Here is a 13,073-nt window from a genome sequence, read left to right as displayed (position 1 = left end):
CCGCCGGTGATTCAGTGGTCGATGGTTCCGGTCAGACAGGCGTGTCCTGCGGGGTCGAGGATGGCGACTTCCGTGGCCGAGGCGGTGATCTGGCGGCCCACGGCAGCGACGGGGGTCGCGTCGAAGAGAGGTCGGCGGGCGGTGAAGGAGAAGGAGTCGATCTGCTCACCTGGGCGGTGGCGCAGGAAAGCGTCGAGCATGAGCGTGGCGAGCAGCGGACCATGGACGACAAGGCCGGGGTAGCCCTCTTCGTTGATGCAGAAGTCGCGATCGTAGTGGATGCGGTGGGCGTTGAAGGTCAGCGCGGAGTACCGGAAGAGCAGCGTCTCGTCAGGCCGGGTGATCCTGCCGTAGTCCCACGCCGAGGTGTCGGCTGGCTTTCGTGCCGCGCGTTCGGCTGGCGTTTGTGCTGTGGACTGCTGCGGTGCGGCGGCTTCGCGGTAGACGATGGTGTGCCGGTCGGTGATGGCGTGGCTGCCGTCTGCCGAGATCTCATGGGTGACCGTGACGAAGACGAGCTGACCTGTTCGGCCGGTGCGGACGCTGACGTCGGTGACGGTCTGGACGTCCTGCAGCTCCTGGCCGACGGCGATCGGCCGGTGGAAGGTCAGTTCTGATCCGGCCCACATGCGTCGCGGCAGGGGCACCGGTGGCAGGAAGCCGCCGAGGTGCGGGTGCCCGCCGATGTCGAGGGCGTGCTGCGGTTCGGTTGGGTTGAAGTGGGCCCAGTGCGCAAGCGGGAAGAGCTGGCCACCCCAGGGGTCTGCGTCGTAGTCGAGTGCAGCGGCCAGGGTGCGCGACTTCGCTTCAGTGGCGATGTCGTCGAGGGTCTGGCTGCGGCCGACCCACTCGCGCAGGCGCGAGACGTCGATCGGTCCATCCATGCGCCCTCAGCCTCCTTCGCCTGTCCGGAGTGTATCTCCTTCTCGAAGCCTATCGGGCACAGTGATGCCGATGCAGGTGCGTCCGCAGAATGACTGTTCTGAACGACCTTTCTGCAGCCGAGGTTCTGGCAAGCAGGGCCCGGGCACTATGTGGTTATCAAACATCGTTCTGTCACTGCGGTGGTGCTGCAGGCAGCGCTGGTAGAGAAACGACGAGAAGTCGCTTCGGGCAGGTCGTCTGTTTCGGTTAGGTCGTCGGTGGCGGTGCGGTCTAGGTCGTGAGGTTGAGCAGCTGTTCGGCGTGCGCCTGCCCGATGGGATTCGAAGGTGGTCTGGCTGTCAGTTGGTGGCCGCCGGGCAGCATCCAGGTCAGCATCCCGGTCTCTGGGTGGCGGGTGACTCTGAGTCTGTTGTCGGTTTTCATCTGGTGGTGTTCCCGGCACAGCGGGTGAAGATTCCCCATGCTGGTGGGTCCGCCTCGTCCGGGGTTTTCGTGGTTGAACGGCTCAATATGGTCCAGTTCTGCTTTGACAGCTGACCGGTCACAGCCAGGCAGTGTGCAGTACTGCCATTTCTCCACGAGTGCGATCCGCATCTTCTCCGGGATCGTGTACGTCTCAGCTGCGTGATCGAGGACGGTGCCGTCGGTCGGGTCGGTCAGGATCCGGTAGAGCGTCGAATGGCCCGTGCCGGTGAGCTGCCGGGCGGTCTCAGGTGCGATGGGGTGGCCGTTGACCATCCCCGGCACACGAGCGTCATCGTCTTCGCCGGTGTTCTCATCGAGGAGGGTGAGTGCTGGGACGGTGATGGTGATGCGGGCTTGGCGTTTGAGCCACTGGCCATCGACGGGGCACTGCACACCTGTTTCGGCAAGCGTATCGGCGATCTTCTCAGCGGTGGCATCGATATCGATGCCTGCGGGGTTCGCCGCTTCTACAATGCATCCATCGAGCCAGCCTGGGGTGGAGTCACCGACCCGGCCTGGGGTGGAGTCACCGTCGACAGGCTTGGTGGTCAGTGTGCCTGCGGGTTGGCTGCCGGTGAGGAAGTCGAACATCAGCTCACCCATCCCACGCTGGTCGACGATCTCATGATTCTCAGGTACTCCGAGCGGCTGCCCGAGTCCTTTGATCACCGACCGTGCCATGCCGGTCAGGCGGGCTTCTAAGAGAGCGATCTGATGAGATGGTCCGCGAGCGATGAGGATCCCGAGTCCGTGGGGTTCGTAGTAGGTCTCCACGGTGCGACGATCCCGGACCTGCCTGGTTCGTTGTTCACGCGTGACAAGAGTGGAAATCAGTTGGCTGACAGCGCGCTTGAACGCGGTCATATCCGATACCCGGATCCGTGCCAGCCCGGCATCGAAGTCCGCCAAATGCTCAGGCTCCAGGGTCGTGGCACGTGTCGCGCCGTGAAGATACCTGTCATAGCCGACCACCCCGGCCCGGGCTTGTGACGTGAAGGCCGGCAACCCGACAAGCCCTGCCGCAGCAGCCTGTACACGTGACCGGACCTGTTTGACGGTGGTGTCGAGGGCGTCTGCCATGTGCATCAGTGACGTCGATGCTGTCCGTTCGATCAGCCAGGCATACGCATCCCGGCGCTGCTGGGCTTCGTTCCGGTAATCCGTGCCGTCACGGTCCGGGTGGCCCAGCGCACGGGGATCGGCTGCCAGTTCACGCACCGCTTCCACCTGCAGGCAGACATCCTCAGGCGAATCAGCGCTCGTACGGGCAAGGAAGGCATCGAAGAGGAACCCCAGCCCAGTCATACGGCGCTCATCGATGTCCCGGTTGGCAGATTCCAGCCGGTAGAGACAGTCAGCGAAATCCGACGTATCGGCCACCGTGTCGTTGCGGCGGGGTGTGATGACCTGGTCTTCGACGAGCACCGCGGTCACCTCCTTGTGATCTACCGCGATCGTTCTGGTTTCAAGTCTATGTGTGTTCGATATGCCGTCACAACAGTTTCGACTGTGTTCACATGTAACTCACATAAACATGTGCCTGCCGTGGTTCTGGTTTCAGTCTGCCAGCAGCCACGGACAACCCACCCCCGCAAACGCACCCCCACCTCGGGAACGGCAACCACAGCACACACACGGTGCGCGCCCCACCCCAAGCACCACCTCGGGCACGGCCTGAGGCACGGGCCGCGCTCGCGCCACTGATCTGCGACAACGCCGCAGAACACTCTTTCCAGGAAGGATGCTTGTCACTAAGATGGAAGTGCGTCGCCTCCACCCGAGGCGATACCCAACCCGAGGAGGCTCCTATGAGCGCAGATGACAAGTTCGGAAACAAGGCTGACGAAATGCTCGGCAAGGCCAAGTCCGGCATCGGCAGGGCCACCGACGACAAGAGCATGGAAGCCGAAGGCAAGTCTCAGCAGTCCGGTGCGAACCTCAAGCAGGCCGGAGAGAAGGTCAAGGACGCGTTCAAGAAGTAAGAGCGTCTCTTCTCAGTCAGATGCGATTTGTCGCGCACCTGATCCTTTCGACACGGGCGCGGAAGTGGACCTGGTTCACTTTCGCGGCCGTGTTCTTTGTGCACCTCTTCCTCCTCTACTCCCCCAGCTTCGGTGTGGCCTCGCCGTTCGCCGGGTTCGACAAGCTCATGCACGCCGTGGGCTTCACCGCACTCACGTCTCCCCTGTTGCTGCTCGGGTTCCGGCCGCTGGCGACGATGCTGGCGATGTCGGCCTACGCAGCCATCAGCGAGTTCATCCAAGCGTTCGCGGTGCCCGGCCGGTCCGGCGAGTTCGGCGACTGGATCGCCGACTGCCTCGGCATTCTGCTGGCATTCGGCATCTGGCGGGCACTGCCGGCCGGCGACCCGCTTCTCGGTGAGAACGGCGAGCCGCCGCGGTCGCCGCAGTGGCCGTGAATCCGCGCCTCGACGCGACGCGCCTGAGAGTCCCCGCGGGGCATTCCTGGGAAGCCCCTGGGCGCGGGCGTGCATACTGTCTCGGCCGCCCCGAGGCGTGGGCTGCCTGCCGTCGATGCTCACCCGAGTGCGAGAAAGGCCTGGAGTTCGGCGAAGGCACTGCGCTCGACGGTGTAGTGAGCCCATTTGCCGCGCTGCTCACGCTGCAGCAGCCCAGCCTCGACGAGCTTCTTCAGATGGTGGCTGACCGTCGGCTGGGTCACGTCGAGGGCGTCGAGCAGTTCGCAGGCGCACACGGATTCGCAGCCGCGCGCGGCGATGAGGGACACGATCCGGAGCCGCGTCGGATCTGCCAGCGCCTTGAGCCGGTGCGCCATCCGGTCAGCGTCCGCATCAGCCAGCGGGCCGAGGGCGAGCGGGCAGCACTCGGCTGCGGCCTGACGGGCAGGGCCGGCATTCCGACGGTCATCCATGACGCCATCATACATTGACATTCATCGATATGAGGTCGTACTCTCCCCTTGAGACATGACGTCGCCTGCGAGGAGGAACGTGCCCGAAACAACGCCCCACACCCCCACCTCGGCACCGGCCCCAGCCACCACCTCGGGCGCGGTGTTAGAGGAAATGTCTTTCCTCGACCGCTGGCTGCCAGCATGGATCCTGCTCGCGATGGGGGCAGGCCTGCTGCTCGGCGCTCTGGTCCCTGGGCTCAACGAGGCGCTCGACGCGGTGACGATCGGGCAGGTTTCGGTGCCGATCGCCATCGGCCTGCTCGTCATGATGTACCCGGTGCTCGCGAAGGTCCGGTATGACGAGACCCGCCGCGTCACCGCCAATCGGCGGCTCCTGCTGCTGTCGCTCATCCTCAACTGGCTCGTCGGCCCAGCGCTCATGTTCGCACTGGCCTGGCTGCTATTGCCCGATCTGCCGGAGTACCGCACCGGCCTCATCATCGTCGGTCTCGCCCGCTGCATCGCGATGGTCTTCATCTGGAACGACCTCGCCTGCGGCGATCGTGAGGCCGCTGCCGTCCTCGTCGCCATCAACTCCGTCTTCCAGGTGCTCGCCTTCGGTGCGCTCGGCTGGTTCTACCTGCAGGTGCTGCCCGGTTGGCTCGGCCTGCCGACGACAGCTGCCGACTTCTCCCTCATGACCATCGTCACCTCAGTCCTCGTGTTCCTCGGCATCCCGCTGCTCGCCGGGTTCCTCTCGCGGGTCGTCGGCGAGCGGGCGAAGGGCCGCGAGTGGTACGAGCAGAGATTCCTGCCGCGCATCGGCCCGTGGGCGCTGTACGGCCTGCTGTTCACCATCGTGCTGCTCTTCGCCCTCCAGGGCGAAGCGATCATCGCCCAGCCGCTCGACGTCCTGCGGATCGCAGTGCCGCTGCTGGCGTACTTCGTCGTCATGTTCGGCATCGGTCTGTTCGCCTCGCGTTCGGCGGGGCTGAATTACGCACAGTCGACGACGGTCGCCTTCACCGCCGCCGGCAACAACTTCGAGCTCGCCATCGCAGTGGCGATCGGCACCTTCGGCATCACCTCCGGACAGGCGCTGGCCGGCGTCGTCGGCCCGCTCATCGAGGTGCCGGTGCTCGTCGCACTCGTCTACGTCGCCCTGTGGGCCGGCCGGCGCATGTTCCCAGGCGACCCTACCGTCCCCGGTCAGACCGGCACCTCGGGCGCGGCTGCCGCAGCGAGCCGGACCGGCACAGCGGGCGCGTCGTGACAGGAGCAGACTCATGAGCATCTCAGACCAGAACCCGGCTCCCAGCGCGGACACCTGTCCGTCCGCTCCCGAGAGGCCGAGTGTGCTGTTCGTATGCGTGCACAATGCCGGGCGCTCACAGATGGCCGCCGGATATCTCGCGACGCTGAGCGACGGGCGCATCGAGGTGCGCTCGGCCGGTTCGGAGCCTGCTGCGCAGCTGAATCCGGCCGCCGTCGAGGCGATGGCCGAGGACGGCGTCGACATCACCGCAGCGTCGCCGCGGATCCTCACGGCCAAGGCGGTGGAGGCTTCCGATGTCGTCGTCACGATGGGCTGCGGGGACACGTGCCCGATCTTCCCGGGCAAGCGGTACGAGGACTGGCAGCTTGCCGACCCAGCCGGGCTGGGAGTCGACGCGGTGCGCCCGATCCGCGATGAGATCAAGCAGCGGGTGCGCGCCCTCATCGCCGAACTGCTGCCCGGCTGAGCGCGGCACCCCACGGCTCAGCCGCTGGAGCGCTTCATTCCCGCCAAGCGCACGCGCATGCGCCTGCTGGCGGTGTTGAGTCCGACGATGTCGACGGATTTGCCGTAGGTCGCGTATTTGTCGGTCACCGAATCGAGCGCTGCCACTGTGGAGGCATCCCACAGGTGGGAGCGGTGCATGTCGATGACGACGTGCTCGGGGTCCCCGGCATAGTCGAACATCGTGTACAGATCATTCGATGAGGCGAAGAACAGTTCGCCTTCGACTGTGTAGTAGGCGGTCGAAAGTCCGGCGTCGTCACGCAGTTCACGGTCGACGCGCACGAAGTGCGCCACCCGGTTGGCGAAGGCGACCATCGCCACGAGCACCCCGAGCACCACTCCGATCGCCAGATTGTGGGTCCAGACAGTCGCCACGACGGTGACGAGCATGACGGTTGTCTCCGACTTCGGCATCCGCGCCAGTGTGTGCGGGCGGATGGAATGCCAGTCGAAGGTCGCCCAGGAGACGAAGATCATGACGGCGACGAGTGCGGCCATCGGGATCTGAGCGACGACGTCCCCGAGGGCGACGATAAGGATGAGGAGGAACACTCCGGCGCAGAACGTCGAGATCCGGGTGCGGGCAGCGGCGGCCTTGACATTGATCATCGTCTGCCCGATCATCGCGCAGCCGCCCATGCCGCCGAAGAGTCCGGAGACGATGTTGGCCGCACCCTGCGCCCAGGATTCGCGGGTCTTGTTCGACCGGGTGTCGGTGACATCGTCGACGAGCTTCGCCGTCATAAGGGATTCGAGCAGCCCGACAACGGCCATCGCCAACGAGTACGGGGCGATGACCTGAAGCGTCTCCAGGCTCAGCGGCACCTCGGGGATGAAGATGGCCGGCAGCGCCTCAGGCAGTTCGCCCTTGTCGCCGACGGCGGGAACGTCCCAGCCGAAGACGACGACGAGCAGCGTGAGCACGACGATCGCGACCAGGGGTGCGGGCACCGCGGCCGTCAGCCGCGGCAGCGCGAAGACGATGGCGAGAGCGAGCAGGCACAGCGGGTAGACCAGCCACGGCACGCCGATGAGCTCGGGCACCTGCGATACGAAGATCAGGATCGCCAGCGCATTGACGAAGCCGACCATCACCTGGCGCGGAATGAAGCGCATGAGGCGCGCTGCACCAAGCAGGGCCAGCACCACTTGGAAGGCTCCCGCGAGGATGACGGCGGCAATGAGGTAGTCGAGACCATGCGACCCGACTAAGGGCGCGACGACGAGCGCAACCGCACCGGTGGCAGCGGAGATCATAGCCGGGCGTCCGCCGAGGATCGCGGTCGTCACCGCCATCGTGAAGGAGGCGAAGAGACCGACGCGCGGGTCGACACCGGCGATGATCGAAAACGCGATCGCCTCAGGGATGAGCGCGAGTGCGACGACAAGACCGCCGAGCACCTCGGTTTTCAGCCAACCCGGGCGGCGCAGCGTCCGACGCACGCTCTGGCGCTCCTCGGGAGTGGGATTATCAGCAGTCGCGGCAGCAGGCTGCGGCGATGCAGACGACGGTGCAGACACAGCGGTCTCCTCGAAGCGATGAAAGGGCCCTTGCCGCAAACCTTCACGGCACGTCAGAGTTCGGCATCAACCTTAACGCTGCGTTAAAGTATGGGCAAGCGGCCGATCGTCAGTGGCCGCCGGACGCCGGGCCTGCTCTGAGGGAGATGATCATGCACATCGGCGAGATGGCGGAGAAGTCAGGGCTCTCCTCACGCACCCTCCGTCATTACGAGGAGATCGGACTCATCCCGGCGACCGGCCGCACTGAGGGCGGTTTCCGCGTCTACACCGACGAGGACTTCCGGCGGCTCATGACGATCCGGCGGATGAAGGCGCTGAGCTACTCGACCGCAGAGATGGCTCAGTTGCTCAGGCTGCTCGACATCGTCGAGAGCGACGCGACGAACGATGAGCGTTCAGCGGCACGCGCCCAGCTGCTGGAGCTGCTCGACGACGCGCAGGCGCGACGGGAGAAGCTGGCTCGGCAGGTCGAGCGCGCCGATGAGTTCCTCGGCATCCTGCAGGCGCGCCTAAGCTGAAAGACGGTGCTCGATTCGCCTGCGGTGCCCACCATGACACGCAGTGACGCAAAGCCGAGTGATTCGGCGGTGAGTGTGGGATTCGAACCCACGGAAGGGGGTTGCCCTTCAACGGTTTTCAAGACCGTCACTTTCGGCCGCTCAGTCAACTCACCTTGGATTTCCGCGGCTCAACCGCGCAAAGTCCACATCACAGCATAGACCACTTCCGGTGAGGGTTTAAACCACTTCAGTCGCGGTTGGGGAACCGCGGCAGGGTCGTCGGGCGGGCTGGAATCGGCGGGAACTGGGTGGCTGCGGCCGCCTCGGCGTCGGCGTCCTCGTCGATGACCGCGTCATCGGGGTCGGCGTTCGCGTCCGTGCCCGAGGTGGCGCCCTCCCTTGCCGCGCCCGTTCCCGAGGCGGTCTCGCTGCCCTGGTCCGTTCCCGAGGCGGTGGGCTCGTCGGCCGCGGATTCCGGCCGGGCAGGTGCCGGGTCGGGCGCCTGTTCCGGTGCTGCCGGCGGGGTGGCCGGTCGAGCCGGTGCCTCTGCAGCCGCAGTCTGATCCGCCGCTCCGGGTGCCCCGCCGTTCTTCTCGGCACGGGCGACCTCGGTGTCGAGGCCGTCATAAGCATCGGGCACAGGGTCAGCCGGCTGGGCGATCTCCTCGACCGCGCTCTGGGCGAACTCCTCGGCGCTGACGGTCTCCTCGGCGTTCCACGCAGTGGCCGCACCGGCCGCGCCACTCGCACCAGGCGCGCCATCCGCATCAGCCGCGCCGCCGGCGCCGCGGGCACTGGCACCACCGCCGGCCCCATCACCCTCAGCATCGTCCTCCCGCTGGGAGTCGTGCTCCAGCCGGCCGCCGAGCAGCAGGGTCAGGGTCGCCAGCGGCACGATGAGCCAGGTGGGGCGGTTGCGCAGTTCGGTGACGACCTCGACGAGCAGCCGGTCGATGAGCACGGCCCGCAGCACCGGGTCGTGCAGTCCGACCGAGGCGCCGACGGCGTGCGAGTAGCCGGTGAGCAGCGAGTTCTGCGCCTGTGAGGACCACAGGTACTCGGGCGAGTCGACAACCTCGCGCAGCGATTCGTGCCCGTCCGACAGCCCGGACAGCCCGATGAACGTCGGCTGCGCATCGGACTTGAGCGCGCCGGTCCGGCGCAGCCGGGCATAGCCGGCGGCGTAGTCGATGCTGCGCAGCAGCGCGACGAGGTCGATCGCCGCAGGCTTCGGGAACTCCTGGGTGGCGGCAGAGAAGTTGACGACGGTGAAGCCGACGACCGGGCTGGTGAGCACCTGGTTGAGCGTCAGCTCGCCGTGGATCCGCTGCAGTGCACCGACTGTCTCAAGGCGGCCGAGGTTCGTGCGGTGCTCCTTGAGCTTGGCCTGCAGATCGCCGAGCGCCAGCGGCGCGCGGGCGAGCGCCCAGTCGATGCGCTCCTGCCATTTGGCGACCCAGTCCTCGGTCGGCTCCCCGGCCCCGCGCACCACACCGAACTCAGCAGCGAGATCCAGGTGCAGCTCGCCGATCCGCGCGCCGAGCGCCGAGGCCTTCTTGTTGTAGCTGCCGATCGACCCCGAGTCCACCGCACAGGCGATGTCGACAGCCTCACGCCAGGCCGGCTGCGAGTCAGGATACTGGACCGACAGCATCGCCAGCGGCGCCGACCGGGTCTCCAGCTCCTCGGCGTCGAACCAGCGGCCGGACACCCACCCCATCACCTCGGGCACGGCGCGCGACTCCGCCTCGGTCAGGGCGACGGGAATCCGCACCGCCTGGCTGAGTCCCGGCTGGACGACGCGGAAGAAGGTGAGCACGCAGGGGTTCTCGGGGTCTTCGATGACGACGGTCGACTCGTGTGCGCGGGCCTCCAGCAGCTCCAGGCGCACCGAGGCGGCGTAGTCGAGCATCTGGTGCTCGGTCTGCACGCGGTGGAACTTCGTCATCGCGTTGCTCACTGCGTGTGCTGCGACCTGGCCGCCCTCGAACCGGCGGGCGGTGGCCGCGGCGTGGGCGCAGTTGATGACGAAGACCGGGTCAGCACACCCGTCGTATACCCAGCAGGGGCCGAGCGTGATGTCATCGATGGTGCCGATGAGGTGGGCGCGCAGGGCGAAATTCTCGCTCGTGCGGAAGCTTAAGGGGACGTTGATGCGGCGCAGCGTGCGTCCGTCGCCGACGGAGATGATCGCCTGAGTGCCGCGCACGGTGCCCTCGCCGGAGTCCCATTCGAACAGGCGGGTGACGGACATCGGCGTGATGTCGGGGTCGGCGCCGAGCTCGGTCTCCAGTTTGGGGAACCAGCTCTGCCGGGGCAGCCAGGCAGAGAGCAGACCTTCGAGTTCACTGCTGATGGCCACCGTGTTCCCCCTTGGCGTTGCGTCGGCGCGGGCTCGCATCATGCGCTAGGGCACACTCTACCGAAACCGCGCAGTGCGGCCGGGAGGGCACGCCCGGCATACCCGGCCTGACCAGCGCCGAGGCGGTGCCCGCCGCACCGGCGTCCGGTCCCGAGGCGGGGCCCGCCGAAGCGTCGTTCGTCACCGACTGACACGAAACTGCTCACCATATGGCACGAACTGACTCATGACGTGACACGACCACAGCGGCGGGCACACAATGGGGAGGTGCTCATTCATGAACAGAAGATCTGGAACCTGCCGACCGCCAGCGACGTCGAGGCCGCTGCTGCGCTCATTTCGGATTCCATCATCACCTCTCCGCTGCACATCTCCGAGCGCCTGTCCGATGCGATCGGCTCGACGATCTACCTCAAGCGCGAAGATCTCCAGCTCGTGCGCTCGTACAAGATCCGCGGCGCCTTCAACTTCCTCCTGCAGCTGACCGCTGACGAGCGCGCCCACGGCGTTGTGTGCGCCTCGGCCGGCAACCACGCGCAGGGCTTCGCGAAGGCGTGCAAGGAGCTCGGCGTCAAGGGCCGCATCTTCGTGCCGAAGACGACGCCGCGGCAGAAGATCGACCGGATCCGCTACTTCGGCGGCGATGAGGTCACCGTCGTCATCGACGGCTCGACCTACGACGACGCCTCGGATCTGGCGGCGAACTACGCCGAGACCCACGGCGCGCTGCTCGTCTCGGCCTTCGACCACCCGCGCACCGTCGCCGGGCAGGGCACCATCGCCGCGGAGATCCACGAGCAGCTGTCCGAGGATCCCGACTTCATCATCGTGCCCGTCGGCGGCGGCGGTCTGCTCGCCGGCATCGCCGCCTACGCCGCCGAGCACATGCCCGACACCCAGGTCATCGGCGCCGAGCCCGCCGGGGCGGACTCGATGATCGCAGCCCTGGCCGCCGGCCGCCCGGTCGCCTTGGAGAACATCGACTCGTTTGCCGACGGCGCCGCCGTGCGCCGGGCCGGCGACCTGACCTACCGGATGATCGCCGACCTCGGTCTGCGCATCGACCCGGTGCCCGAGGGCCGGGTGGCCTCGGAGATGCTCGAGCTCTACCAGGTCGACGGCATCATCGCCGAACCGGCCGGCGCGCTGGCCTCGGCGGCAATCGGCGGCAAGCACTCGCGCGCCCCGATCACGATCCCGCCGGGTTCGACGGTCGTGTGCATCGTCTCCGGCGGCAACAATGACATCTCCCGCTACTCGGAGGTCATCGAGCGCTCGCTCGTGTACGAGAACCTCAAGCACTACTTCATCGTCAACTTCCCGCAGGAGCCCGGTGCGCTGCGCCGCTTCCTGTCCGAGGTGCTCGGCCCAGATGACGACATCTCGCTGTTCGAGTACATGAAGCGCTCCGACCGCGAGACCGGCCCGGCGTTCGTCGGCATCACCCTCGGCCAGGCGCAGAGCCTGCCGGGTCTGCTCGCCCGGATGGACGCCTCACCGCTCGAGATCGAGAAGGTCTCGCACGACTCGCCGCTGTTCCGCATGTTCGTCTGAGCCCCGCGCCCGAGGCGGTGCTCGCGTGATCGTGTGGCGATACTGACCGCACACCCAGCCCTGGGCGATAGGCTTGCCTCATGCGAGCTATGACGATTCCTCAGCCCGGCGGCCCAGAGGCCCTGGTGCTCTCCGACGACGTCGAGACTCCCGCAATCGAACCCGGCTCCGTGTTGGTCAAGGTCCATGCCGCCGGCATCAACCGAGCGGATATCCTGCAGCGGCAGGGCCATTACGACCCACCCGAGGGCGCCACCGAGATCCCCGGCCTGGAGGTCTCAGGCACCATCGCCGAGGTCGGTGCCGAAGTGACCGGCTGGAAGACCGGCGACCGCGTCGCCGCCCTGCTCTCCGGCGGCGGCTATGCCGAGTACGTCGACGTGCCGGCCGGTCAGCTGCTGCCCGTCCCCGATCACGTCGACCTCACCGCGGCAGCCGCCCTGCCGGAGGTCGTCTCCACCGTGTACTCGAATGTCGTCATGGAGGCCGGGCTGCGCGCTGACCAGTGGCTGCTCGTCCACGGCGGCGGCTCGGGCATCGGCACCTGCGCCATTCAGCTCGCCCGGGCGCTCGGCGCCCGCGTAGCCGTCACCGTCGGCTCGGAGCGCAAAGCCGCGTTCTGCCGCGAACTCGGCGCTGATGCCGTCATCAACTACCGCGAGGAGGACTTCGTCGACCGGATCCGCGAGATCACCGCATCCGATCCCGCCACCGACCCGGCCGGCGACTCGTGCACCCCGGGCGCGAACGTCATCCTCGACCTCATCGGCGCGAAATACCTCGAGCGCAACATCAAAGCGCTGGCGAACGACGGCCGGCTCGTCATCATCGGCATGCAGGGCGGGGTCAAGACCGAGATCAACCTCGCCCGCCTGCTCACCGGCCGCAAGCACATACTCGGCACAACCCTGCGCGCCCGCCCGGCTGCGCAGAAGGCGCTCATCGTCGCCACGGTCCGCCAGCACATCTGGCCGCTCGTGCTCGACGGCACCATCCGCCCGATCATCCACGACACGCTGCCGCTGGCCGAGGCCGGACGCGGGCACGCGATGCTCGAAGATGGCGATAGCATCGGCAAGGTGCTGCTGCGCGTCGGCGATGACGCCCAGCCCGCCTGACCGCCCCA

At 66.9% G+C, this 13,073-nt stretch carries 12 protein-coding genes and 1 tRNA gene; 7 read left to right on the top strand and 6 right to left on the bottom strand.

Annotation, left to right across the window (positions count from 1 at the left end; translation table 11 throughout):
- Nucleotides 1–11 precede the first annotated feature (11 nt).
- Both HLA91_RS00130 and HLA91_RS14135 read right to left on the bottom strand, forming a co-directional pair.
- Nucleotides 12–884, bottom strand: a complete 873-nt coding sequence (locus HLA91_RS00130; protein WP_170273040.1) for an HTD2 family dehydratase — start codon at nt 882–884, stop codon at nt 12–14.
- A gap of 271 nt (nt 885–1,155) precedes the next feature.
- Nucleotides 1,156–2,784, bottom strand: a complete 1,629-nt coding sequence (locus HLA91_RS14135) for an HNH endonuclease (RefSeq protein ID WP_170273039.1) — start codon at nt 2,782–2,784, stop codon at nt 1,156–1,158.
- A 374-nt stretch (nt 2,785–3,158) separates the two neighbouring features.
- Here HLA91_RS14135 and HLA91_RS00120 point away from each other — a divergent pair, with 374 nt between their 5' ends.
- Both HLA91_RS00120 and HLA91_RS14000 read left to right on the top strand, forming a co-directional pair.
- Nucleotides 3,159–3,332 (top strand): CsbD family protein, encoded by a 174-nt coding sequence (locus HLA91_RS00120; protein WP_170273038.1) that lies wholly within the window; start codon nt 3,159–3,161, stop codon nt 3,330–3,332.
- An 89-nt stretch (nt 3,333–3,421) separates the two neighbouring features.
- Nucleotides 3,422–3,769: a VanZ family protein gene (locus HLA91_RS14000; RefSeq protein ID WP_170273037.1), complete on the top strand. Its 348-nt coding sequence runs from the start codon at nt 3,422–3,424 to the stop codon at nt 3,767–3,769.
- Nucleotides 3,770–3,888: 119 nt separating this feature from the next.
- On the opposite strand, the gene HLA91_RS00110 is transcribed toward HLA91_RS14000, so the two are convergent.
- On the bottom strand, nt 3,889–4,242 hold the full coding sequence (locus HLA91_RS00110) for an ArsR/SmtB family transcription factor (protein WP_170273036.1): 354 nt from the start codon (nt 4,240–4,242) through the stop codon (nt 3,889–3,891).
- Nucleotides 4,243–4,396: 154 nt separating this feature from the next.
- On the opposite strand from HLA91_RS00110, the gene arsB reads away from it, so the two are divergent.
- On the top strand, nt 4,397–5,497 hold the full coding sequence (arsB, locus tag HLA91_RS00105; RefSeq protein WP_239557329.1) for an ACR3 family arsenite efflux transporter: 1,101 nt from the start codon (nt 4,397–4,399) through the stop codon (nt 5,495–5,497).
- A 13-nt stretch (nt 5,498–5,510) separates the two neighbouring features.
- Nucleotides 5,511–5,966, top strand: coding sequence for an arsenate reductase ArsC (locus HLA91_RS00100; protein WP_170273034.1), 456 nt, complete (start codon nt 5,511–5,513; stop codon nt 5,964–5,966).
- Nucleotides 5,967–5,983: 17 nt separating this feature from the next.
- On the opposite strand, the gene HLA91_RS00095 is transcribed toward HLA91_RS00100, so the two are convergent.
- A complete protein-coding gene (locus HLA91_RS00095) occupies nt 5,984–7,528 on the bottom strand; it encodes a SulP family inorganic anion transporter (RefSeq protein ID WP_170273033.1) in 1,545 nt (514 codons plus the stop codon).
- 152 nt (nt 7,529–7,680) lie between these two features.
- Between HLA91_RS00095 and HLA91_RS00090 the strand changes: the two genes are divergently transcribed.
- Entirely contained in the window at nt 7,681–8,049 is a 369-nt protein-coding gene (locus HLA91_RS00090; RefSeq protein WP_170273032.1) for a MerR family transcriptional regulator, read from the top strand.
- 67 nt (nt 8,050–8,116) lie between these two features.
- On the opposite strand, the gene HLA91_RS00085 is transcribed toward HLA91_RS00090, so the two are convergent.
- Both HLA91_RS00085 and HLA91_RS00080 read right to left on the bottom strand, forming a co-directional pair.
- A tRNA-Ser gene (locus HLA91_RS00085) sits at nt 8,117–8,204 on the bottom strand.
- Nucleotides 8,205–8,278: 74 nt separating this feature from the next.
- Entirely contained in the window at nt 8,279–10,393 is a 2,115-nt protein-coding gene (locus HLA91_RS00080) for a maltokinase N-terminal cap-like domain-containing protein (protein WP_170273031.1), read from the bottom strand.
- Between the two features lie 267 nt (nt 10,394–10,660).
- On the opposite strand from HLA91_RS00080, the gene ilvA reads away from it, so the two are divergent.
- Both ilvA and HLA91_RS00070 read left to right on the top strand, forming a co-directional pair.
- Entirely contained in the window at nt 10,661–11,947 is a 1,287-nt protein-coding gene (ilvA, locus tag HLA91_RS00075; protein WP_170273030.1) for a threonine ammonia-lyase IlvA, read from the top strand.
- 80 nt (nt 11,948–12,027) lie between these two features.
- Nucleotides 12,028–13,065, top strand: a complete 1,038-nt coding sequence (locus HLA91_RS00070; protein ID WP_170273029.1) for an NAD(P)H-quinone oxidoreductase — start codon at nt 12,028–12,030, stop codon at nt 13,063–13,065.
- Nucleotides 13,066–13,073: the final 8 nt, after the last annotated feature.

The sequence above is a fragment of the Brevibacterium luteolum genome (assembly GCF_013004595.1).
GTDB lineage: Bacteria > Actinomycetota > Actinomycetes > Actinomycetales > Brevibacteriaceae > Brevibacterium > Brevibacterium luteolum.
Note: the sequence above shows the minus strand (reverse complement) of the source record. Positions and strands in the feature narration are given on the sequence as shown.